We start from the raw sequence: 22,522 nt of genomic DNA, 5'->3' as shown, positions 1-22,522 counted from the left end.
TTAAAACCGCTGTCAACCACCATTTCAACCGCTTGCGATCATTCGATCGTAGCCCTTTCAACGCCACCTTAACTATTTAACTCATTGAATATCAAGGAGTTTTTCGTTCCGATGTCGCTGGAAGTGGGGCGCATTATAAGGGGATTCGAAACCGCGTCAACCCTTAATTTCAAGAAACCTTAATATTGCGGAAAAACAAAGCGGGGAGGCCTGCCGGCCTCCCCGCTTCTATATAGCTACACCATCAGACGATCACTCAGCCTTGAGAGTAACCCGGCCAAACGACTTCTTGCCCGCCTGGCACACGTGAGTGGCACCGAGAACAAAGATGAAGTCCTTGTCGACCACTGCGCCATCAACCTTCACCGCACCACCACTCAGCAGGTCCCGCGCCTGTGCCGAGTTCTTCACCAGGCCAGCCCGGTTCAGCACGGCAGCAATTGGCAAGTCTTCGGCCGCAGCCACTTCGATCTCCGGCAGATCTTCAGGCAGCTCACCTTCCTTCATGCGATTACCCGCAGCACGGTGAGCATTGGCTGCAGCCTCTTCACCATGGAAGCGCGCCACAATCTCTTCAGCCAGCTTGATCTTGATGTCACGCGGGTTGGCACCGTTGGCGACATCGGCACGGAACTGCTCGATCTCTTCCATCGAACGGAAGCTCAGCAGCTCGAAGTAGCGCCACATCAAGGTATCCGGGATCGATACCAGCTTGCTGTACATCACCCCCGGCGCTTCCTGGATGCCGACATAGTTGCCCAGCGACTTGGACATCTTCTTCACGCCATCGAGCCCTTCGAGCAGCGGCATGGTCACGATGTTCTGCGCTTCCTGGCCATAGGCGCGCTGCAGCTCGCGCCCCATCAACAAGTTGAACTTCTGGTCGGTACCACCCAGCTCGACGTCCGCCTTCAGCGCCACCGAGTCATAGCCTTGCACCAGCGGATAAAGGAACTCGTGAATGGCAATTGGCTGGTTGGTGGTATAGCGCTTGTCGAAGTCGTCGCGCTCCAGCATGCGCGCCACGGTGTACTGCGACGCCAGGCGAATGAAGTCGGCCGGGGTCAGCTTGTCCATCCAGGTAGAGTTGAACGCGACCTCGGTCTTGGCCGGGTCGAGAATCTTGAACACCTGCTGCTTATAGGTCTCAGCATTGTCCAGCACCTGTTCACGGGTCAGCGGCGGGCGTGTGGCGCTCTTGCCGCTCGGGTCACCGATCATGCCGGTGAAGTCACCGATCAGGAAGATGACCTGATGGCCCAGCTCCTGGAACTGGCGCAGCTTGTTGATCAGCACCGTGTGGCCAAGGTGCAGGTCGGGCGCGGTCGGGTCGAAGCCGGCCTTGATGCGCAGAGGTTGGCCGCGCTTGAGCTTCTCCACCAGTTCCGACTCGACCAGTACTTCTTCCGCACCGCGCTTGATAAGCGCAAGCTGCTCTTCAACCGACTTCATAGACAAACCCGCAAGGCTCAGATTCAGGGGGAGCCAACCATACAAGATCGGCCGTCAATTACAAGTTTCGCAAAGGAATGTGACCCGAACACGGGGTTGCGGCGTCTACGCGCCCTTGCGTGAAAATGGATTTGGTTATATTTTATACAGTTATTTCATCTTCATCATGTCATTCATCTTTTCCATTTCACCTTTTTCAAAGTCACCTTGCCCATGACCAACGAACCGCCTAAAGCGCCCCCGCTTTATCCGAAGAGCCATCTGTTGGCCGCCAGCGGCATCGCCGCCCTGCTCAGCCTGGCTTTGCTGGTATTTCCCTCCAGCGAAGTGGAAGCCAAGAAAACCACCCTCAACCTCGAGCTGGAAAGCCCTGCCGAGCAATTGAAAGACGAATCCCGCGCTGCGCCTCTGGTGCAGGCACAAGATGAGCAAGGCTCGCCCTTCGCCCAGATCGAAGACACTCCCCCCGAGACACAGAAGGCCGAACAGCAAGCCCCTGCCGACGAGCCGGTCGCCGAAGCAGCCAAGGAACCTGGCCACCGCGAAGTCACCGTGGCCCGTGGCGACACGCTGTCCACCCTTTTTGCCAAGGTTGGCCTGCCGGCCAATGCAGTGCATGACCTGCTGGCCAGCAACAAGCAGGCCAAGCAGTTCAGCCAGCTCAAGCACGGCCAGGTGCTGCAGTTCGAACTCGACAAGGACGGCCAGCTGGCCAGCCTGCACAGCAAAGTCAGCAACCTCGAAACCATTCGCCTGACCAAAACCGCCAAGGGCTATACCTTCAACCGTGAAATCAGCAAGCCGGTCGTGCGTACCGCCTATGCCCATGGCGTGATCAAAAGCTCGCTGTCGGCTTCGGCCCAGCGCGCCGGCCTGTCTCACAGCATGACCATGGACATGGCCCGCGTGCTGGGTTACGACATCGACTTCGCCCAGGATATTCGCCCAGGCGATGAATTCGACGTGGTCTACGAGCAGAAGGTGATGGACGGCAAGGTCGTCGGCACCGGCAATATCCTGTCCGCCCGCTTCACCAACCGGGGCAAAACCTACACTGCCGTGCGCTACACCAACAAGCAGGGCAACACTACCTACTACACCGCCGACGGCAACAGTCTGCGCAAGGCATTCATCCGTACCCCGGTGGACTTTGCCCGCATCAGCTCGCGCTTTTCCGCCGGCCGCAAGCACCCGATCCTGAACAAGATCCGTGCCCACAAAGGCGTCGACTACGCCGCCCCACGCGGTACGCCAATCAAGGCAGCGGGTGACGGCCGCATCGAACTGGCCGGGCGCCGTGGCGGTTACGGCAACACCGTGATCATCCAGCACGGCAACCGTTACAAGACGCTATACGGCCACATGCAGGGCTTTGCCAAAGGCATCAAGACCGGCAGCACCGTGAAGCAGGGTCAGATCATTGGTTACATCGGCACCACTGGCCTGTCCACCGGGCCACACCTGCACTACGAGTTCCAGGTCAATGGCGTGCACGTCGACCCGCTGAGCCAGAAGGTTCCGATGGCCGACCCGATCGCCAAGAACGAGCGCCAGCGCTTCCTGCAGCAGAGTCAGCCGCTGATCGCCCGCATGGATCAGGAAAAGGCCACCCTGCTCGCAGCGAACAAGCGCTAAGCCATGGCGCTCTACTTGGGGGTAATGTCCGGCACCAGCCTCGATGGCCTGGACATCGCCCTGATCGAACAAGGCGAGCAGCCTGAACTGCTCGCCACCCATTACCTGCCCATGCCCGGCGACCTGCGCCAGGAACTGCTTGCGCTATGTAGCAGCGGCCCTGACGAGATCGCTCGTGCGGCACTGGCGGAAAATCGCTGGGCCACCCTGGCAGGCGAAGGCATCCGCCAACTGCTGGCTCGCCAGGGCCTGCAGGCCGATGCCATCCGCGCCATCGGCAGCCACGGCCAGACCATTCGCCACGAGCCTGCGCGCGGCTTTACCGTTCAGATCGGTAACCCGGCACTGCTCGCCGAGCTTACCGGCATCAGCGTGGTCGCCGACTTTCGCCGGCGCGATGTGGCTGCCGGTGGTCAAGGTGCGCCGCTGGTGCCGGCCTTCCACGAAACCCTTTTCGGCCATCTCGGCAAGCATCTGGCAGTCTTGAACGTGGGCGGTTTCAGCAACCTCAGCCTGATCGAGCAAGACAAGCCAGTCCACGGTTTCGACTGCGGCCCCGGTAACGTGTTGCTGGATGCCTGGATCGAGCGCAAGCACGGTCAGGCCTATGATGCCGATGGTGCCTGGGCAGCGTCTGGAGTGGTGCAGGCCGGCTTGCTCAACGCATTGCTGGCCGACCCGTTCTTCGCCGGTAGCGGCCCGAAGAGCACGGGCCGCGAGGTGTTCAACCTGGCTTGGCTGGATGGCCACGTGGCCCGCCTGCCTGCCTACCGCGATGAGGATGTACAGGCGACACTGCTTGAGCTGACCGCACGCAGCATCATCGACTCACTGGTCAATGCCCAACAAGGCACCGAAGCACTGCTGGTATGTGGTGGCGGCGCACGCAACGGTGCACTGATGGCCCGCCTCGGCCAGTTGTTACCTGAAGCCCGCGTCACCAGCACTGGCACTCACGGCGTTGACCCTGACTGGGTAGAAGCCATGGCTTTTGCCTGGCTGGCCCATTGCTGCCTGGAAGGCATCCCCGCCAACCGCCCCAGCGTCACTGCCGCCAAGGGCCTGCGCATACTGGGCGCAATCTACCCGGCCTAACCGCTACGCCAGAAAGCAAAACGCCGCGCAATTGCGCGGCGTTTTCATAGGGCCAGGCCTCAGATCGAGAACGAAGACCCGCAACCGCAAGTGGTGGCGGCATTCGGGTTCTTGATCACGAAACGCGAGCCTTCCAGGCCTTCCTGGTAATCCACTTCGGCGCCGGCCAGGTACTGGAAGCTCATTGGGTCGACCACCAGCGACACGCCTTCACGCTCGACGATGGTGTCGTCTTCGGCCACATCCTCATCGAAAGTGAAGCCGTACTGGAAGCCCGAGCAACCGCCACCGGTCACGAACACCCGCAACTTCAGACGTTCATTGCCTTCCTCATTGACCAGGTTCTTCACTTTCTGGGCTGCCCCATGGGTGAATTCCAGACCGGTAGGGGTGAAGGTTTCGACGCTCATGTTGATTCTCCCGGCGCGGTAGCCGTCTTAAAACTCGATGACGCGCATTATCCGCTTTCCCGAGAAAATCGGTCAAGAATTGTGCGGCTTTAGTCGCGACATACAAAAAGGCCCGCACGACGCGGGCCTTTTCAAAGCAAGGATGCTTACGGCAGCAAGCCAGCGTGGGACAAGCCCATGCGCTCATCCAGGCCGAACAGGATGTTCAGGTTCTGTACCGCCTGGCCCGACGCGCCCTTGACCAGGTTGTCGATCACCGACAGCACCACCACCAGGTCACCACCCTGCGGGCGGTGAACCGCAATGCGGCAGACGTTGGCGCCGCGCACGCTACGGGTTTCCGGGTGGCTGCCCGCTGGCATCACGTCGACGAACGGCTCATCGGCGTAGCGCTTCTCGAACAGCGCCTGCAGGTCGACCGAGGTATCGACGACATTTGCGTACAGGGTGGCGTGGATACCACGGATCATCGGCGTCAGGTGCGGCACGAAGGTCAGGCCGATGTCCTTGCCAGCGGCCAGGCGCAGGCCCTGGCTGATTTCCGGCAGGTGGCGATGGCCCTTGACCGCGTAGGCCTTCATGCTTTCGCCGGCTTCGCAGAACAGCGAACCCACTGCCGCACCACGGCCAGCACCGCTGACACCCGACTTGCAGTCGGCGATCAGCCGCGACGGGTCGGCCAGGCCCGCTTCCAGCAGCGGCAGGAAGCCCAGCTGGGTGGCGGTCGGGTAGCAACCCGGCACTGCAATCAGGCGCGCCTGGCGGATTTTCTCGCGGTTGACCTCAGGCAGGCCGTACACCGCGTCCTTGAGCAGCTCTGGAGCACCGTGCGGCTGGCCGTACCACTTGCCCCATTCGGTGGCATCCTGCAGGCGGAAGTCGGCCGACAGGTCGATCACCTTGGTGCCGGCTGCCAGCAGTTCACCGGCCAGTGCATGGGCGACACCGTGCGGGGTGGCGAAGAACACCACGTCACAGGCAGACAGGGTCTTGCTGTCCGGCACGCTGAACGCCAGCCCGTCATAGTGGCCGCGCAGGTTCGGGTACATGTCCGCCACCGCCACACCCGCCTCGGAGCGCGAAGTGATGACCGCCACTTCGGCCTGTGGATGCTGTGCCAGCAGACGCAACAGTTCGACGCCGGTGTAACCCGTGCCGCCGACGATACCGACCTTGATCATAACGCTTGCCCCTTATCAACGAGCCGTCTGGAAAGCGCACGATAATAGGGGCGCAAGGCGCCTGTAACAACTCTTCGGGTGACCCTTCGGGCGCTTGACCACTACTATCTGACGACCGTGAATACCTGAAGGAACTCCCTCCATGCTCTACCTATGGATCAAAGCGCTGCATATCGTCAGCGTGGTTTGCTGGTTCGCCGGCCTTTTCTACCTGCCCAGGCTGTTCGTCTACCACGCCCAAAGCCAAGACAGCATCAGCCAGGACCGCTTCGTGACCATGGAGCGCAAGCTGTACCGCGGCATCATGAACCCGGCGATGATCGCCACCTACGTGTTCGGCGCGTGGATGCTGTACCTCACCCCCGGCTGGCTGAGCCAGGGCTGGCTGCATGCCAAGCTGACCCTGGTCATCCTGCTGACCGGCTACCATCACATGTGTGGCGCCCAGCGCAAACGCTTCGCCAGCGGCAACAACACCCGCAGCCACGTCTACTATCGCTGGTTCAACGAAGTACCCGTGCTGTTCCTGCTGGGTATCGTAATTCTGGTGGTGGTCAAACCGTTCTGACATAGCCACCCGCACAAGGAGCTTTGCCATGTCGCTACCCGCCTCGCTCGAACAACGCCTGCGCCTGCCCGTGGTTGCCGCACCGATGTTCCTGATCTCCAACCCCCGACTGGTGCTGGCCTGCTGCGCCAACGGCGTGGTGGGCAGCTTTCCGGCCCTGAACCAGCGTGACAGCGCCGGCTTCAAGGCGTGGCTGGAAGAGATCGAGGCAGGCTTGGCACAACTTCAGACACCCGCGCCCTACGCGGTCAACCTGATCGTTCACCCGACCAACCCGCGCCTGCAGGCCGACCTGGCCTTGTGCGTAGAGCACCGCGTACCAATCGTCATTACCAGCCTTGGCGCAGTGAAGGAGGTGGTCGATGCGGTGCACGGATACGGTGGGCTGGTGTTCCACGATGTCACCACCCGCCGCCACGCCGAAAAAGCTGCTGAAGCAGGCGTGGACGGGTTGATCGCTGTCGCCGCTGGTGCGGGTGGCCATGCCGGCACCTGGAGCCCGTTCGCCCTGGCTGCGGAGATTCGCCAGTTCTTCGACAAGACCCTGCTGCTGGCCGGCTGCATGAACCACGGCCATGAGATCCTGGCTGCGCAACTATTGGGCGCTGACCTGGCCTACATGGGCACGCGCTTCATCGCCACGGCAGAAAGCCACGCCCAGAACGCCTACAAGCAGATGCTGCTGAGCGCCCACGCGGCAGACATCATCCACACACCGGCAGTATCCGGCATCCCTGCCAGCTTCCTGCGCCCGAGCCTGGAGCAGGCCGGCTATGACATGAATGCCCTCAAGAGCAGCCATGAACAGGGCAAGCTCAAACCGATCGACGACGAAGCCAAAGCCTGGAAGACCGTCTGGTCGGCGGGCCAGGGCGTCGGTGGTATAGACGACCTGCCCAGTGCCCGCGCCCTGATCGAGCGCCTGCACAGCGAGTACCGGGAGGCACTGGAACGCTGCCAGGCCCTGCGCGCCCGCACCTTGTAGCAAAAGGCAACACCTTGCCTGGCCAAGCTGTACACTAGGCGCCCTCTTCCGGCCCCAGGAGCCTTGCATGACCCGTTACGCCATGATCACCGGTGCTTCCAGCGGCCTGGGCCTGGCCCTGGCGGAAGCCCTGGCACGGCGCGGGCGCAACCTGATCCTGGTGGCACGCCAGCGAGAAACGCTGGAACCGGTAGCCATCGAGCTGACCCAACGCTTTGGTGTCGAGGTACTGTTTCGCGCCTGCGACCTCAGCCAGCCGCTACGCCTGTCTGGCTTCGTGCTGGAGCTGGAAGAAGGCGAGCGGCGTATCGACCTGCTCGTGAACTGCGCCGGCCTGCGTACCTACGGGCCGTTCCTGGCCCATGAGTGGGCCGACGAGCAGGACCTGCTGGAGGTCAACGTACTGGCCCTGAGCCGCCTGTGTCACGCGATCGGCAACCTGATGGCCGTACAGGGCGGCGGGCAGATCCTCAACGTCGCGGGCCTGGCCGGGGTCGCCCCTGGCCCATGGATGGCAGCCTATGCTGCCAGCAAGGCGTATGTACTGAGTTTTTCCCAGGCCCTGCGCGAAGAACTCAAGCGCACCGGCATCAAGGTTTCGGTGCTATGCCCCGGCCCGGTCCGCTCCTCACGCCGACGCATACCGCGGCTCGATGGCAAACCACGCTGCCTGAGCCCCGAGGAAGTGGCGTTGTACACCGTTCGTGCGCTGGACAAGAACCGCGCACTGATCCTGCCCGGCCGGCGCAACCGCTGGCTGGCATTTGCCCCACGCCTGCTGCCACGCTGGCTGCTGCGCAAGCTCGCCGGGGCCATCCACCGCCGCTATTGCCCGGTCGGCATGGAATAGCCACTGGGCGAGCGGCGCCCGGCTGAGTACACTCGGCCCGACCCTCACCATGGAGCAAGTGCTGTGGACGATCTTTTCCTCAAAATCATCAACCGGGAAATCCCGGCGGATATCATCTACGAAGACGACCAGATCCTGGCCTTCAAGGACATTGCACCCGCGGCACCGGTACATTTTCTGGTCATCCCGAAAAAGCACATCCGCACGCTGAATGACCTGACCGAAGAAGACAAGGCTCTGGCTGGCCACATCCTGTTCACTGCCCAGCGTCTGGCAGTCGAGCAAGGCTGCGAGGAAGGTTTCCGCGTGGTCATGAACTGCAACCCGAAAGGCGGCCAGACTGTCTACCACATCCATATGCATGTGCTTGGCCAGCGCCAGATGAACTGGCCACCGGGCTGATCCACGGCAAGCGACCCCGCCGCTATTGCGGTAAACTGTCGGGCACATTCTTGCGGAGGTGCCCGATGGCTACCGAACGTCACTACTCGCCGCTCGACCGCTTGTTGCTGCAGGCCGATACCGCCATGCGCACCTTGCTGCCCTTCAGCGGCCAACCCGCCCGGCCATCGCCGGCCATCGTCCAGCCAGACGTCGACCTCGACGAGCAGCAGACCCGCCACATCGCCGGGCTGATGCGTATCAACCACACCGGTGAAGTGTGCGCCCAGGCGCTGTACCAGGGCCAGGCCCTGACCGCCAAGCTGCCCGAAGTGCGCAAGGCCATGGAGCATGCCGCCGAGGAAGAAGTGGACCACCTGGCCTGGTGCGAGCAACGCATTCGCCAGCTGAACAGCCACCCGAGCGTGCTCAACCCCCTGTTTTACGGCATGTCGTTCGGCATCGGCGCGCTCGCCGGGCTTGTCAGCGACAAGGTCAGCCTGGGCTTCGTCGCCGCCACCGAGCACCAGGTGTGCAAGCACCTCGACGAGCACCTGGAGCAGATCCCGCACGAAGATGAAAAATCCCGGGCCATTCTCGAACAAATGCGCGTCGACGAAGAGCAGCACGCCGAGTCTGCCCTGGAAGCCGGCGGCTATCGCTTCCCGGCGCCGGTCCGCTTTGGCATGAGCTTGCTGGCCAAGGTCATGACCAAGAGCACTTACCGCATCTGAAGGCATCACCATGACGGACCGTTTCGACGCCAAGGACCTGGCGCGCGCCGTGCAAGCCGGCATTCTCCAGCCGGGCCAGGACCAGGCGCTGCTTGCATTCCTGCGCCAGCAACCGGCGCACCGGGGCAGCTTCCAGCTGGCCCATGTCGCCTTCTACTTTGGCGCCATGCTGATCATGGCGGCCATGGGCTGGCTGCTCACCGAGGCGTGGATGCGCATCGGTGACATCGCCCTGCTGGTCATCGCCAGCCTGTACATCCTGTTGCTCACAGTGTTCGCCCTCAACCTGCAACGGCGCGCCCAGCCTGTCGCTGCCGGGGTGTTGGCCGCGGTGGCCGTCAGCATCGTGCCCTTGGCAGTGTTCGCCATCGAACGCCTGGCCGGTTGGTGGCCACTGGACGACGCGCAAGCCAACTATCACCAGTACTACACCTACGTGCAGGGCGGCTGGTTGGCGATGGAAGCGGCCACGGTGCTTGCCGGGCTACTGATGTTGCGGCTGATCCCCTACCCGTTCATTGTCATGCCAATGGCTGTGGCGTTGTGGTTCATGTCGATGGACCTGAGCGAATGGTTCTTCGGCTCGCCGTTCAGCTGGGAGCAGCGCCGCGAGGTTTCGTTGTGGTTCGGGCTGGGTTTGCTGGTGGTATTCCTGGTGATAGACGGTCGCACGCGAGAGGACTACGCCCGCTGGGGCTACCTGGCCGGGGTGGCCGCATTCTGGGGCGGGTTGACGCTGCTGGACAGCGGCAGTGAGTTGGGCAAGGCCATGTACTGCCTCATCAACGTAGCGTTGATGGGCACGGCGGTTCTGTTGCGCAGGCCGGTATTCATGGTATTTGGGGCGCTGGGGGTGGCGGCTTACCTGGGGTACCTGTCGTACGAGGTGTTTGCCGAATCGCTGCTGTTCCCGGTGGTGTTGACCCTGATCGGGCTGGGGGTTATCGGGCTGGGGCTGGTTTACCAGAAGCGGCGGGAGCGGTTGAGCCACGTGATGCGAGGATGGTTGCCAGGGTGGATGCAAGCTGCACTGCCGGCGCTTCGGCGCTGATATTGCCGGGGCTGCTTTGCAGCCCCGGTTTCTCTAAGTCAACCCAGCTCAACAATCTCGTAACCATGGGTAATCTCAACCCCGGCACGCTCGAGCATGATCGAAGCCGAGCAGTACTTCTCCGCCGACAGCTCCACCGCCCGCTTGACCTGGGCTTCTTTCAACGCACGGCCTTTCACCACGAAATTCATGTGAATCTTGGTGAACACCTTCGGGTCTTCGCTGGCACGCTCGGCTTCCAGAAAGGCCTCGCAGCTTTCCACCGCCTGGCGCGATTTCTTCAGGATGCTCACCACGTCAAAGCTGCTGCAGCCACCCAGGCCCAACAGCAGCATTTCCATCGGGCGCACACCCAGGTTGCGGCCGCCGGCCTCGGGCGGGCCGTCCATCACGACGACATGGCCACTCCCCGATTCGCCGAGGAACATGGCCTCACCGGCCCACTGGATACGTGCCTTCATCTACCCGGACTCCTGATTTTCGGAAAAGGGTGTCAGCTTAGACCTTGTGCGGCTGTGGGAAAAGTACGAGAGGTGTCGGTTTAGTACCGAAACATCCTGTAGTGTCTGATAAGCTGGCGCCAAATGACTGGCGCTCGCCGCCAGCCAACCTCTATAAAAAGCCTATGCGTCGTATCGAACAGGATTTCGTGATGGTTGCCTCCGCCCTACCCGCCAAGATCAAGAATATCGACAAGCTGCTGGTGCACTGCCAGCGCCGACGCTATACCGCCAAAAGCAACATCATCTGCGCCGGCGACCGGGCCGAGACACTGTCGTTCATCATCAAGGGTTCGGTGACCATCCTCATCGAAGACGACGACGGGCATGAAATGATCATTGCCTACCTCAACAATGGCGATTTCTTTGGCGAGCTGGGCCTGTTCGAACCCGTTGAAGGTGAACAGCAGCGCAGTGCCTGGGTACGGGCCAAGACCGAATGCGAAGTGGCCGAGATCAGTTACGAGAAGTTTCGCGAACTGGCGCGCCAGGACCCGGAAATCCTCTACGCGCTGGGCAGCCAGATGGCCCAGCGCCTGCGCAACACCACGCGCAAAGTCGGCGACCTGGCCTTTTTCGACGTGACCGGGCGGGTTGCCCGCTGCCTGCTGGAGCTGTGCAAGCAGCCTGATGCCATGACCCACCCCGACGGCATGCAGATCAAGATTACCCGTCAGGAAATCGGCCGTATTGTCGGTTGCTCCCGGGAAATGGTCGGCCGCGTCCTCAAGGACCTTGAAGAGCGCAGCCTGGTGCAGGTCAAGGGCAAGACCATGGTGGTCTACGGTACCCGCTAGTCTTTGGGCAGGTCTGCCAGCACCTTGGCGTAAGCCTGTGACAGGCGCTCGAACCAGGGCGCCTCGGGTGCCACTTCATGCAAGGCGATGTGCGCGTCGGCGCGGCAGCGTTGCTCCAGGTCGCAGCATTCATTGAAGCGGTTGACCGCCGCCACCATCGACTCCCGTTCGTTGTCCAGCAGCAACGCACCGTGCACCAGCACCACCGGGCGCTTGCCGCCCAGCCCTTGGCGCCAGCGCTGGGCAGTGCCCACCAGCTTGCGGCCATTGAGGTTGACGTTGTAGCGGCCATCGCAGAACGCCCCGTCGATTTCCCCCACCGACGCCACCCCACCCCACTCACGCAGCACATCGCACAGCGGCAGGCACAAACGTTCGTAGGCATTCTCGATGCGGCCATGATCACCTTCGCTGCGCGGGGCGACATAGACCAGTGCAACGTTCACGGTCGAATGCGACTGCGGTACCGGTTCACCGCCCGTCTCACGCAGCAGCACCGGCCAGCCGGCAATCGCCAGCTCCGAGCAGGCGGCCTCGAAGTTGTCCAGACGGCTCATGCGCCGGGGCATGACCAGGGCATGGTCGGTGGGGCGCCAGAACAGCACGCCACTGTCGCGTTCGCCGCGGCACACGGCAGCCAGCAGTTCCTGTTCGGCGTGCAGGCCTTGTTCGACGGTCAGGGCCAGGGGTTGATCGGTCATTGATCCACCTTTGATGTTGTTATTGATGGCCTCTTCGCGGCGGTCCGGCGCGAGAGGCCATGACAGGCATACAAAAAAGCCGGCATAAACGCCGGCTTCATTTATTCAGTCCAGTGGCTGAACAGTCTTCTTCACCTGCTCCGGGAAGAACAACCGCTGCAACTCCAGCCCAGGCTGCTCGGCGCGCATGAACGCTTCGCCCACCAGGAACGAGTAAACCTCGTTGATCGCCATCAGCTCCACATCGGCCCGGTTGAGAATGCCACTCTCGGTAATTGCCAGGCGGTCACGCGGAATACGCGGCAGCAGGTCGAGTGTGGTTTCCAGGCTGACCTCGAAGGTATGCAGGTTGCGGTTGTTCACCCCCACCAGCGGCGTATCCAGGGTTTTCAGCGCGCGTTCCAGCTCATCACCGTCGTGCACTTCCACCAGCACGTCGAGGCCGACATCCTTGGCCGTAGCCGCCAGCTCGGCCATCTTCACGTCATCCAGTGCCGACACGATCAACAGCACACAGTCCGCACCCAAGGCCCGGGCTTCGACGATCTGGTAAGGGTCGACCATGAAGTCTTTGCGGATAACCGGCAGCGATACCGCCGCGCGGGCCTGCTGCAGGTATTCATCGGCACCCTGGAAATAATCGACATCGGTCAACACCGACAGGCAGGTAGCGCCGCCTTTCTCGTAGCTAACCGCGATTTCCGCCGGCACGAAATGCTCATGGATCACGCCCTTGCTAGGCGAAGCCTTCTTGATTTCGGCAATCACGGCTGGCTGCTTGCGCTTGGCCTGCTCGATCAGCGCATTGGCGAAGCCACGCGGGGCATCGGCAGTTTTGGCCAGGCGTTCCAGCTCGGCAAGGCTGACGCGCGCGCTGCGCTCGGCCACCTCCTGGAACTTGCGGGCAATGATCCTTTCCAGCACCGTCGGCACACTCATGCTTCGTTCTCCACCTTGAATACTGCAGTAAAGGCACCCAGCTCCTGCAGCTTTTCCCAGGCCAGGCCGGTGTGCAGTACATCGTGGGCCAGTTCCACGCCCTGAGCCAGGGTCATCGCGTGATCGGCGGCATAGAGGGCAGCCCCCGCGTTGAGCACGATCATTTCAGCGGCTTTCTGGCCGTTTTCGGTCTTGCGCCGGCCCAGCGCATCGCGGATCAGCTCAAGCGACGCTTGCGGGTTCTCGACAGCCAGGCCATGCAGGCTCTGGCTCTTCATGCCAAGGTCTTCCGGCTCGACCCAGTATTCAGTGATTTCGCCGTTCTTCAACTCGGCAACAAAAGTAGGGGCAGCCAGGCTGAACTCATCCAGGCCGTCCTTCGAATGCACCACCAGCACATGCTTGCTGCCCAGGCGCTGCAGTACCTCGGCCAACGGGCGGCACAGGGTCTGGGCGAACACGCCGACCACCTGGTGCTTCACTCCGGCCGGATTCGTAAGCGGGCCGAGCATGTTGAACAGGGTACGCAGCCCCAGGTCGCGACGCGGGCCGGCAGCATGCTTCATGGCCGAATGATGGCTTTGCGCGAACATGAAGCCGATGCCTAAGCTGTCAATACAGCGGGCCACCTGGGTGGGCGTCAGGTTCAGGTAGATACCGGCGGCTTCCAGCAGGTCGGCGCTACCGCTCTTGCCCGACACCGCGCGGTTACCGTGCTTGGCCACGGTGCAGCCTGCCGCCGCCAGGACGAACGACGAAGCGGTGGACACGTTGAAGATGTTGGCGCCATCACCGCCGGTGCCGACGATGTCGACCACGCCATCGAGGCTTTTCAGTTCGACCTTGTCGGCCAGTTCACGCATGACCGAAACCGCACCGACAATTTCGTCGATGCTTTCGCTTTTCATGCGCATGCCCATCAGGAAGGCACCGATCTGCGCTTCAGTGCACTGGCCAGTCATGATCTGGCGCATCACATCGCGCATTTCTTCGGTAGTAAGGTCCAGCTGGCCGACGATACGGCTTAACGCACTCTTGATATCCATGCTCGATCCTTAGCGGCGGCCGCCGGTCTGCTTGAGGAAGTTGGCGAACAGCTCGTGGCCCTGTTCGGTCAGGATCGACTCGGGGTGGAACTGCACCCCTTCGATATTCAGCGTCTTGTGGCGCAGGCCCATGATTTCATCGACCGAGCCGTCTTCATGCGCGGTCCAGGCGGTGACTTCCAGGCAGTCGGGCAAGGTTTCGCGCTTGACCACCAGCGAGTGGTATCGGGTAACGGTCAGCGGGTTGTTGAGCCCGGTGAACACACCCAGGTCGCGGTGATGCACCGGGCTGGTCTTGCCGTGCATCACCTGGCGGGCACGCACCACGTCCCCCCCAAAGGCCTGGCCGATGGACTGATGGCCCAGGCACACGCCCAGGATCGGCAGCTTGCCGGCAAAATGCAGGATGGCCTCGATGGACACACCGGCCTCGCTCGGTGTGCACGGGCCTGGGGATACGACGATGCGCTCAGGGTTGAGTGCTTCGATCTGGGCGATGGTCATTTCGTCGTTGCGAATGACCTTCACCTCGGCCCCCAACTCGCCCAGGTACTGCACGACGTTGTAAGTGAATGAGTCGTAATTGTCGATCATCAGTAACATGGTGTTAAACCTCTTGGACTTACTGACTTCAGAATTCGAACCTTCCTGCTGCCGTCACGGGCACGGCTTCGCCACAAAGGGCAGAAAATGAAGAAGGCAAACGGGGACGGGCCGGGCGGGCCGGCAAGAGATAAAGTCAGGCGCGCCAACGCCAACGGGCGTGGGCCTTGATTACGCGCATCAAGAGTTTGCTGACGATCAACACAGGATAGGTCTCGCTCATACGTCCCGGCACAGTAGCTTACCGGGGCGGCGGGCGCAATATGCCTGTAAACACGGGGAAACGAATGGACTTGGGAGGGATGCACGGCGATTTGCTAAGGTCGATCGGGCAGTACCTCATAAAAACAAAGAAAAGGATGTTCCCTGATGCGAAAAGCCCTGTTATTGCGCTTTACCCTCGCCTCATTGGCATTAGCCTGCAGCCAGGCATTCGCGGCACCCTCGCCCTACTCCGGCATGATTGTGTTTGGCGACAGCCTCAGCGATGCCGGGCAGTTTGGCGGCGTGCGCTTCACCAACCTCGATGCCAATGGCAACTATGCGCCAGTGTCACCGATGATCCTCGGCGGGCAGCTGGGTGTGAACCCGACCGAGCTTGGCCCTTCCACCTCCCCTCTCAATCCGGTATTGGGGCTTCCCGACGGCAATAACTGGGCAGTCGGTGGCTACACCACCCAACAGATCCTGGATTCGATCACCAGCACTTCCGAGACGGTCATCCCGCCAGGACGCCCCGGCGCCGGGCAGGTATTACGGGAGAAGCCAGGCTACCTGGCTAACGGCCTGCGCGCCGACCCTAACGCACTGTACTACCTGACTGGTGGTGGTAATGACTTCCTGCAGGGCCTGGTCAACAGCCCCGCCGATGCCGCAGCCGCCGGTGCCCGCCTGGCCGCCAGCGCCCAGGCCCTGCAACAAGGTGGCGCCCGCTACATCATGGTCTGGCTGCTCCCGGACCTTGGCCAAACACCGAACTTCAGCGGCACGCCGCAGCAGACCCCCCTGTCATTACTGTCTGGTGTCTTCAACCAGTCGCTGCTCAGCCAACTGGGGCAAATTGACGCCGAGATCATCCCGCTGAACGTGCCCATGCTGCTGAGCGAGGCACTGGCCAGCCCCAGCCAGTTCGGCCTGGCCACCGGCCAGAACCTGGTGGGTACCTGCTACAGCGGCGAAGGTTGCGTGGAAAACCCGGTGTACGGCATCAACGGCACAACACCAGACCCGACCAAGCTGCTGTTCAACGACTTGGTGCACCCGACCATCGCTGGCCAGCAACTGATCGCCGATTACGCCTACTCGATCCTCTCCGCACCATGGGAACTGACCCTGCTTCCGGAAATGGCCCACACAAGCCTGCGTGCCCACCAGGACGAACTGCGCAACCAGTGGCAGACACCCTGGCAGGCCGTTGGCCAGTGGCAAGCCTTTGTCGCCAGCGGCGCCCAGGACCTGGATTTCGACGGCCAGAGCAGCGCGGCCAGTGGCGATGGCCGCGGCTACAACCTGACCGTGGGGGGCAGCTATCGCCTGAACGACGCCTGGCGCCTGGGCCTGGCGGGAGGCGTATACCGGCAGAAACTGGAAGCCGGCGGACACGACTCGGACTACACGCTGAACAGCTATCTGGCCAGCGCCTTTGCCCAATACCGCCAGGACCGCTGGTGGGCGGATGCCGCGCTGACCGCCGGGCACCTGGACTACAGCGACCTGAAGCGCACCTTCGCCCTTGGCGTGAATGACCGCAGCGAAAAAGGCGACACTGATGGCGAGGCCTGGGCGATATCCGGGCGGCTGGGCTACAACCTGGCAGCCGACAGCAGCAACTGGCAGCTGGCACCCTTCATCAGTGCCGACTATGCGCGCGTGAAGGTGGATGGTTACGACGAGAAGAGTGGTCGCTCGACGGCGCTGGGCTTCGATGACCAGGCGCGCACGTCACGCCGCCTGGGCCTGGGTTTGCAGGGCAGTGTGCAGGTGCTGCCGAGTACCCGGCTGTTCGCAGAAGTGGCGCAGGAACATGAGTTCGAGGATGACCGGCAGGATGTGACCATGCACCTCACCAGCTTGCCGGCGAATGACTTCACCCTGACCGGGTATACGCCGCACAGCGACCTGACCCGGGCGAGCCTGGGGGTAAGCCATGAAGTGGTGGCAGGGGTGCATTTGCGCGGAAACTACAACTGGCGCAAGAGTGATGAATTGACCCAGCAGGGGGTGAGCCTGGGGATCAGCGTGGACTTCTGAATAGATGGGGCCGCTTGGCGGCCCCAATCCATTTACTTGGCGGAAGTCTGCTCAGCCAAGGCGACCGCACGGAACATCGCGCGGCGCTTGTTGATGGTTTCTTCCCACTCGAGCGCCGGCACCGAGTCGGCAACGATGCCGCCACCGGCCTGCACATGCAGTTCGCCGTCCTTGATCACGGCAGTACGGATGGCAATCGCGGTGTCCATGTTGCCATTCCAGGCAAAATACCCCACGGCACCACCGTAAACCCCACGCTTGACCGGCTCCAGTTCGTCGATGATCTCCATCGCACGAATCTTCGGTGCGCCCGACAAGGTGCCAGCCGGCAAAATCGCCCGCAGCGCATCCATCGCCGTCAGCCCTTCACGCAGCTGGCCGGTGACGTTGGAGACAATGTGCATAACATTGGAATAACGCTCGATCACCATCTTCTCGGTCAGCCGCACGCTGCCGGTCGAGGACACACGGCCCACGTCGTTACGGCCCAGGTCGATCAGCATCAGGTGCTCGGCGATTTCCTTGTCGTCCGACAGCAGGTCGTCTTCCAACGCACGGTCGGCCTCTTCGGTCGCTCCACGCGGGCGAGTACCGGCAATCGGGCGCACGGTAACCAGGTTGTCCTCGACACGCACCAGCACCTCGGGCGAACTGCCAACCACATGGAAGTCACCGAAGTTGAAGAAGTACATGTAGGGCGTCGGGTTGAAGCAGCGCAGCGCGCGGTACAGGTCGATAGGCGCTGCCTTGAAGTCGATGGACATGCGCTGCGACGGCACCACTTGCATGCAGTCACCGGCCAGGATGTATTCCTTGATACGGCCGACTGCGTTCTCGTAGTCCTCACGCGTGTAGCTGGAGCGGAATTCCGGCTCGGCGGCCTGCGGGCCACTCAAGTCCAAGCCACGGCGCGGGGTGATCGGCTGACGCAGGGTTTCCAGCAGGCCTTGCAGCCGTGCCTGGCCCTGTTCGAAGGCTTGCTCTTCAGCCGGGTCGACCAGCACGATCGCGTGCATCTTGCCTGCCAGGTTGTCGAACACCACTACGGCATCGGACACCATCAGCAGAATATCCGGCACACCCAGCGGGTCCGGGTTGGGGCTGGCGCCCAGGCGCTTTTCCACATAACGCACGCAGTCGTAGCCGAAGTAGCCGACCAGGCCGCCGTTGAAGCGCGGCAGGCCGGGGATGTCGGCGACCTTGTAACGGTCCTTGAAGCTTTCGACGAACGCCAGCGGGTCTTCGACATCGTGGCTTTCCACCTCGACGCCATCATGCAAGATGCTGACGTGGTAGCCGTGAACGCGCATCACGGTGCGCGACGGCAGGCCGATCATCGAGTAACGGCCCCACTTCTCGCCGCCCTGCACCGACTCGAGCAGGTACGAGTTGGGTTGGTCGGCCAGTTTCAGGTAGATCGACAGCGGCGTGTCGAAGTCGGCCAGGGTTTCGCAGGCCAGGGGGATGCGGTTGTAGCCGACAGCGGCCAGGCGCAGGAATTCTTCGCGGTTCATGAGTAGCCTCGTGGCAAGCAGCAATAAGTCAGGCAAACGGATGGGCCGGCACACGCCGGCAGGCAGAAGTCAGGCGCGCCAACGCCAACGGGCCAGAGCCTTGATGACTTTCATCCAGAATTTGCCAGTAACCGCCACGGTGGACTCTCTGTCTTGTGAGGCTTGAAGGTCCGCCAACGTTATCCCAGTGGCCGGGTCTTCGCAACCGGGCAGCAAGGCGCGCAGGTCATCGATCACAAGGCTGGGGGTTTCGTCGTGGATCGGCCGGCCATGGTTGTAGCCGTAGGTCAGCCCCACGCATTGCACGCCAGCCGCCTTGGCCGCCAGCACGTCACTGCGCGAATCACCGACGAACAACGATTGTTGCGGGGTAACGCCGGCCATCTGCATGACGAACAGCAACGCCGCCGGGTCCGGTTTTTTCTGCGGCAGGGTGTCGCCGCCGATGATCCAGCGGAAATAGCGGCCGATCTTCATCTGGTCCAACAAAGGGGCGACGAAGCGCTCCGGCTTGTTGGTGATCAGTGCCATTTCCACACCCTGCTTCTGCAGCCAGCGCAGGGTGTCTTTCACGCCGGGATAAACCACGGTGAGCTCATGGCTTTGGGCATAGGCTTCCATGAACAGCGCCAGGCCCTGCTCGGCCAGCACATCATCCACAGCGTCATGCTCAATACCGCCCGCCAGTGCTCGGCGCACCAACACCTGGGCGCCATTGCCAACCCAATGGCGCACCGCCTCAAGGCCCGCAGGCGGGCGCCCAAGTTCGAGCAGCATGCGGTCCACGGCGGCGGCCAGGTCTGGCACGGAGTCGATCAGGGTACCGTCCAGATCGAACATCACCAGCCTGGGCAGCGTCCCCGGGAACAGCTGCTCGAAGCCACTCATGGGCGGGCCTGAGCCAGCTCGGCGCGCATCTTGGCAATGACTTCCTGGTAGTCCGGGGCGTTGAAGATCGCCGAGCCGGCCACGAAGGTGTCGGCGCCAGCGGCAGCGATCTCGCGGATGTTGTTGACGTTGACGCCGCCGTCGATTTCCAGGCGGATATCACGGCCACTGGCGTCGATCAGCGCACGCGCTTCGCGCAGCTTGTCGAGGGTGCCGGGGATGAACTTCTGCCCGCCGAAGCCTGGGTTGACACTCATCAGCAGCACCATGTCGATCTTGTCCATCACGTACTTCAGGGCGTCCAGGCTGGTGGCCGGGTTGAACACCAGGCCGGCCTTGCAGCCCCCGTCCTTGATCAACTGCAGCGAGCGGTCGATGTGCTGGGTGGCTTCCGGGTGGAAGGTGATGTAGGTGGCGCCAGCCTCGATGAAGTCGCCGATGATGCGGTCGACCGGGCTGACCATCAGGTGCACGTCGATCGGCGCGGTGACGCCGTACTTGCGCAGGGCAGTGCACACCATCGGGCCGATGGTCAGGTTGGGAACGTAGTGGTTGTCCATGACATCGAAGTGAACGATGTCGGCACCCGCAGCCAAAACCTTGTCGACGTCCTCACCCAGGCGGGCGAAATCGGCGGAAAGAATGGAGGGGGCAATAGCGTAGGGCTGCATGGCGCACCTGTTGGCAGAATCACGGTGGCGCGCATTGTAACTCAGGCAAACGGGTAGAGGCTGATTGGTATCAATCCGTGTCGACCAGCTGTTTCAACCTGTACCGACCTCTTCGCGGGCTTGCCCGCGAAGAGGTCGGTACAGAAAACTGACAATCAGGCAGGCTGCTGGGTTCTCAGCTTCTCGCTACGCCCACGCAACCACTCCAGGGTCAGCAGCAATATCACCGAGAAGGCAATGAGCAAGGTCGCTGCCGCTGCAATGGTCGGGCTCAGGTTTTCGCGAATACCACTGAACATCTGCCGCGGCAGGGTCGCCTGCTCGGGCCCTGCCAGGAACAGGGTCACCACCACCTCGTCAAACGATGTGGCAAAGGCGAACAGCGCCCCCGAAATCACCCCGGGCGCAATCAGCGGCAGGGTCACCCGACGGAAGGTCAGCAGTGGCGACGCGCCCAGGCTGGCCGCCGCGCGCACCAGGTTGTAGTTGAAGCCCTGCAAGGTGGCCGACACGGTAATGATGACGAACGGTACACCCAGCACCGCATGCACCAGAATCAGCGAGGTGAAGCTGTTGCCCATCCCCAGCGGTGCAAAGAACAGGTAACTGGCTACACCGATAATCACGACCGGCACCACCATCGGCGAAATCACCAGCGCCATCACCAGCGACTTGCCGGGGAAATCGCCACGGGTCAGGCCGATGGCCGCCAGGGTGCCGAACACCATGGCCAGCACCGTGGCTGCCGGGGCGACGATGATGCTGTTCTTCAGCGCCCGCATCCATTCGGCCGAGCCGAAGAAGTCTTGGTACCACTGCAGTGAGAAGCCCTGCAGCGGGTACACCAGGAAGCTGCCACTGTTGAACGACAGCGGCACGATCACCAGTACCGGCAAGATCAGGAACAGCAGGATCAAACCGCAAAGAATGCGCAGGCTGTAGAACCAGACCCGCTCCACGGGCGACATGTATGGGCTCAACATCACAAGGCTCCTCAGCTCAGGCGCAGGCGGCTGGCGCCGACCAGCCAGCTATAGATCAGGTACAACAACACAGTCGCCAGCAGCAACAGCCCGCCCAGCGCGGTGGCCATGCCCCAGTTGATGCTGGTGTTGGTGTAGAAGGCAACGAAGTAGCTGACCATCTGGTCGTTCGGGCTGCCCAGCAGTGCCGGGGTGATGTAGTAGCCGATGGCCAGGATGAACACCAGCAGGCAACCCGCACCTACACCGGCGTAAGTCTGCGGGAAGTAAACCCTCCAGAAGCTGGCGAACGGGTGGCAGCCCAGCGAAATTGCCGCACGCATGTAGCTGGGCGAAATGCCCTTCATCACGCTGTACAGTGGCAGGATCATGAACGGCAGCAGGATGTGCACCATCGAGATGTAAACGCCGGTACGGTTGAACACCAGTTCCAGCGGTTGATCGATGATGCCCATGGCCATCAGCGCGCTGTTGATCAGGCCGCCCGACTGCAGCAGCACGATCCACGCCGCCACCCGCACCAGGATCGAAGTCCAGAACGGCAGCAGCACCAGGATCATCAGCAGGTTGCTCTGCCGGGTCGGCAGGTTGGCCAGTAAATAGGCCAGTGGGTAGGCCAGCACCAGGCAGATGGCGGTGATCACCACCCCCATCCACAGGGTACGGGCAAAAATGTCCAGGTAAATGGCCTGGTCCGGGGTGGCCTTGGCCAGTTCGCCAAGGTCATCGATGCGATGGTCGACAGAGGCCAGCAGGTAGAACGACGTCACCGAACTGGTATTGCGGCGTATCGCCTGCCAGTAGGCTGGATCACCCCAACGCTCGTCGACGGCCTGCAACGCCTCCTTATAAGAGGCAGGCTCAGCCTTGAATGGCAGTGCCCGGGCGGTCTTGGTCAACAAGCTGCGGTAACCGGCCAGCTCCATGTTCAAGCGCTTGGAAAGGTCGCCAAGGGTCTGGTTCTTGCGCGATTCGGCCAGGTCCTGGCTCAGCGCCTTGTACACATCTTCGCCGGGCAGGCTCTTGCCATCCCACTGGCTGATGACTTCGACCGTGCGTGGCAGGCCGCCGACCACTTCCGGGTTGCCGACGCTCTTGTACAGCAGCGCCGCGATCGGCACCAGGAACACCAGCAGAAGAAACAGCGCCAGCGGCGCGATCAACGCCTGCGCCTTCCAGCGGTTGACCCGCTCGGCGTGCTTGAGGCGCTGCTTGAGACTTGGACCTGCGCCTTCGTTGAGGGGCACTGCAATGGCCATGGCGAACTCCGCAATACAGGCTGAAATGG

At 62.2% G+C, this 22,522-nt stretch carries 23 protein-coding genes; 10 read left to right on the top strand and 13 right to left on the bottom strand.

Annotated features, from left to right (window positions below; translation table 11 throughout):
- Positions 1-252: 252 nt before the first annotated feature.
- Positions 253-1,452, bottom strand: a complete 1,200-nt coding sequence (gene tyrS, locus B9A31_RS19975; protein WP_016715801.1) for a tyrosine--tRNA ligase — start codon at positions 1,450-1,452, stop codon at positions 253-255.
- 213 nt (positions 1,453-1,665) lie between these two features.
- On the opposite strand from tyrS, the gene B9A31_RS19970 reads away from it, so the two are divergent.
- Both B9A31_RS19970 and B9A31_RS19965 read left to right on the top strand, forming a co-directional pair.
- Positions 1,666-3,087 carry a peptidoglycan DD-metalloendopeptidase family protein gene (locus B9A31_RS19970; RefSeq protein WP_019097613.1) on the top strand — a complete coding sequence of 474 codons (1,422 nt, stop codon included), beginning with the start codon at positions 1,666-1,668 and terminating at the stop codon, positions 3,085-3,087.
- Between the two features lie 3 nt (positions 3,088-3,090).
- Positions 3,091-4,182 carry an anhydro-N-acetylmuramic acid kinase gene (locus B9A31_RS19965; protein ID WP_025754019.1) on the top strand — a complete coding sequence of 364 codons (1,092 nt, stop codon included), beginning with the start codon at positions 3,091-3,093 and terminating at the stop codon, positions 4,180-4,182.
- Positions 4,183-4,241: 59 nt separating this feature from the next.
- Here B9A31_RS19965 and erpA read toward each other — a convergent pair whose 3' ends face one another.
- A complete protein-coding gene (gene erpA / locus B9A31_RS19960; protein WP_003255511.1) occupies positions 4,242-4,592 on the bottom strand; it encodes an iron-sulfur cluster insertion protein ErpA in 351 nt (116 codons plus the stop codon).
- A 146-nt stretch (positions 4,593-4,738) separates the two neighbouring features.
- Positions 4,739-5,773 (bottom strand): N-acetyl-gamma-glutamyl-phosphate reductase, encoded by a 1,035-nt coding sequence (gene argC / locus B9A31_RS19955; protein WP_084297291.1) that lies wholly within the window; start codon positions 5,771-5,773, stop codon positions 4,739-4,741.
- 142 nt (positions 5,774-5,915) lie between these two features.
- On the opposite strand from argC, the gene hemJ reads away from it, so the two are divergent.
- The 6 genes from hemJ to B9A31_RS19925 all read left to right on the top strand — a co-directional run bounded on the left by hemJ (position 5,916) and on the right by B9A31_RS19925 (position 10,342).
- A complete protein-coding gene (gene hemJ / locus B9A31_RS19950; protein ID WP_016715797.1) occupies positions 5,916-6,341 on the top strand; it encodes a protoporphyrinogen oxidase HemJ in 426 nt (141 codons plus the stop codon).
- Positions 6,342-6,369: 28 nt separating this feature from the next.
- The gene (locus tag B9A31_RS19945; protein ID WP_025754020.1) at positions 6,370-7,326 is read left to right on the top strand and encodes an NAD(P)H-dependent flavin oxidoreductase; all 957 of its coding nucleotides are present in this window, start codon (positions 6,370-6,372) and stop codon (positions 7,324-7,326) included.
- A gap of 67 nt (positions 7,327-7,393) precedes the next feature.
- The gene (locus tag B9A31_RS19940; protein WP_016715795.1) at positions 7,394-8,176 is read left to right on the top strand and encodes an SDR family NAD(P)-dependent oxidoreductase; all 783 of its coding nucleotides are present in this window, start codon (positions 7,394-7,396) and stop codon (positions 8,174-8,176) included.
- A 63-nt stretch (positions 8,177-8,239) separates the two neighbouring features.
- Positions 8,240-8,578 (top strand): histidine triad nucleotide-binding protein, encoded by a 339-nt coding sequence (locus B9A31_RS19935; protein WP_003255518.1) that lies wholly within the window; start codon positions 8,240-8,242, stop codon positions 8,576-8,578.
- Positions 8,579-8,643: 65 nt separating this feature from the next.
- Positions 8,644-9,291: a 2-polyprenyl-3-methyl-6-methoxy-1,4-benzoquinone monooxygenase gene (coq7, locus tag B9A31_RS19930; protein WP_016715794.1), complete on the top strand. Its 648-nt coding sequence runs from the start codon at positions 8,644-8,646 to the stop codon at positions 9,289-9,291.
- Positions 9,292-9,301: 10 nt separating this feature from the next.
- Complete coding sequence (locus tag B9A31_RS19925) at positions 9,302-10,342, top strand: DUF2157 domain-containing protein (protein WP_084297290.1); 1,041 nt, start codon at positions 9,302-9,304, stop codon at positions 10,340-10,342.
- A gap of 38 nt (positions 10,343-10,380) precedes the next feature.
- Here the strand turns inward: B9A31_RS19925 and B9A31_RS19920 are convergent, their stop codons facing one another.
- Positions 10,381-10,803 carry an OsmC family protein gene (locus B9A31_RS19920; protein ID WP_016715792.1) on the bottom strand — a complete coding sequence of 141 codons (423 nt, stop codon included), beginning with the start codon at positions 10,801-10,803 and terminating at the stop codon, positions 10,381-10,383.
- Positions 10,804-10,994: 191 nt separating this feature from the next.
- On the opposite strand from B9A31_RS19920, the gene crp reads away from it, so the two are divergent.
- Positions 10,995-11,639, top strand: a complete 645-nt coding sequence (gene crp / locus B9A31_RS19915) for a cAMP-activated global transcriptional regulator CRP (RefSeq protein ID WP_012270218.1) — start codon at positions 10,995-10,997, stop codon at positions 11,637-11,639.
- Here the strand turns inward: crp and B9A31_RS19910 are convergent.
- The 4 genes from B9A31_RS19910 to B9A31_RS19895 form a co-directional block, all read right to left on the bottom strand.
- Positions 11,636-12,340: a lipoate--protein ligase family protein gene (locus B9A31_RS19910; RefSeq protein WP_019097609.1), complete on the bottom strand. Its 705-nt coding sequence runs from the start codon at positions 12,338-12,340 to the stop codon at positions 11,636-11,638. The two genes, crp and B9A31_RS19910, sit on opposite strands and share 4 nt — an antisense overlap.
- A gap of 105 nt (positions 12,341-12,445) precedes the next feature.
- Complete coding sequence (gene trpC, locus B9A31_RS19905) at positions 12,446-13,279, bottom strand: indole-3-glycerol phosphate synthase TrpC (protein WP_027610113.1); 834 nt, start codon at positions 13,277-13,279, stop codon at positions 12,446-12,448.
- Entirely contained in the window at positions 13,276-14,325 is a 1,050-nt protein-coding gene (gene trpD, locus B9A31_RS19900) for an anthranilate phosphoribosyltransferase (RefSeq protein WP_019097608.1), read from the bottom strand. Before trpD ends, trpC begins: the two co-directional genes overlap by 4 nt.
- A gap of 9 nt (positions 14,326-14,334) precedes the next feature.
- On the bottom strand, positions 14,335-14,928 hold the full coding sequence (locus B9A31_RS19895) for an aminodeoxychorismate/anthranilate synthase component II (protein ID WP_016715787.1): 594 nt from the start codon (positions 14,926-14,928) through the stop codon (positions 14,335-14,337).
- Positions 14,929-15,297: 369 nt separating this feature from the next.
- Here B9A31_RS19895 and estP point away from each other — a divergent pair, with 369 nt between their 5' ends.
- Complete coding sequence (gene estP, locus B9A31_RS19890) at positions 15,298-17,178, top strand: esterase EstP (protein ID WP_084297289.1); 1,881 nt, start codon at positions 15,298-15,300, stop codon at positions 17,176-17,178.
- 32 nt (positions 17,179-17,210) lie between these two features.
- Here estP and trpE read toward each other — a convergent pair whose 3' ends face one another.
- The 5 genes from trpE to B9A31_RS19865 form a co-directional block, all read right to left on the bottom strand.
- On the bottom strand, positions 17,211-18,692 hold the full coding sequence (trpE, locus tag B9A31_RS19885) for an anthranilate synthase component I (RefSeq protein WP_025754021.1): 1,482 nt from the start codon (positions 18,690-18,692) through the stop codon (positions 17,211-17,213).
- Between the two features lie 69 nt (positions 18,693-18,761).
- Positions 18,762-19,580, bottom strand: a complete 819-nt coding sequence (locus B9A31_RS19880) for a phosphoglycolate phosphatase (RefSeq protein ID WP_025754022.1) — start codon at positions 19,578-19,580, stop codon at positions 18,762-18,764.
- Positions 19,577-20,251 carry a ribulose-phosphate 3-epimerase gene (gene rpe, locus B9A31_RS19875; protein ID WP_016484625.1) on the bottom strand — a complete coding sequence of 225 codons (675 nt, stop codon included), beginning with the start codon at positions 20,249-20,251 and terminating at the stop codon, positions 19,577-19,579. Before rpe ends, B9A31_RS19880 begins: the two co-directional genes overlap by 4 nt.
- A gap of 155 nt (positions 20,252-20,406) precedes the next feature.
- The gene (locus B9A31_RS19870; protein WP_016715782.1) at positions 20,407-21,234 is read right to left on the bottom strand and encodes an ABC transporter permease; all 828 of its coding nucleotides are present in this window, start codon (positions 21,232-21,234) and stop codon (positions 20,407-20,409) included.
- Between the two features lie 11 nt (positions 21,235-21,245).
- On the bottom strand, positions 21,246-22,493 hold the full coding sequence (locus B9A31_RS19865; protein WP_019099215.1) for an ABC transporter permease: 1,248 nt from the start codon (positions 22,491-22,493) through the stop codon (positions 21,246-21,248).
- Between the last annotated feature and the right edge of the window lie 29 nt (positions 22,494-22,522).

The organism is Pseudomonas sp. URIL14HWK12:I5 (assembly GCF_900176445.1).
Classification (GTDB): domain Bacteria; phylum Pseudomonadota; class Gammaproteobacteria; order Pseudomonadales; family Pseudomonadaceae; genus Aquipseudomonas; species Aquipseudomonas monteilii.
The sequence above is the reverse complement of the archived record's forward strand: the minus strand, read 5'-3'. Positions and strand labels throughout refer to the sequence as shown.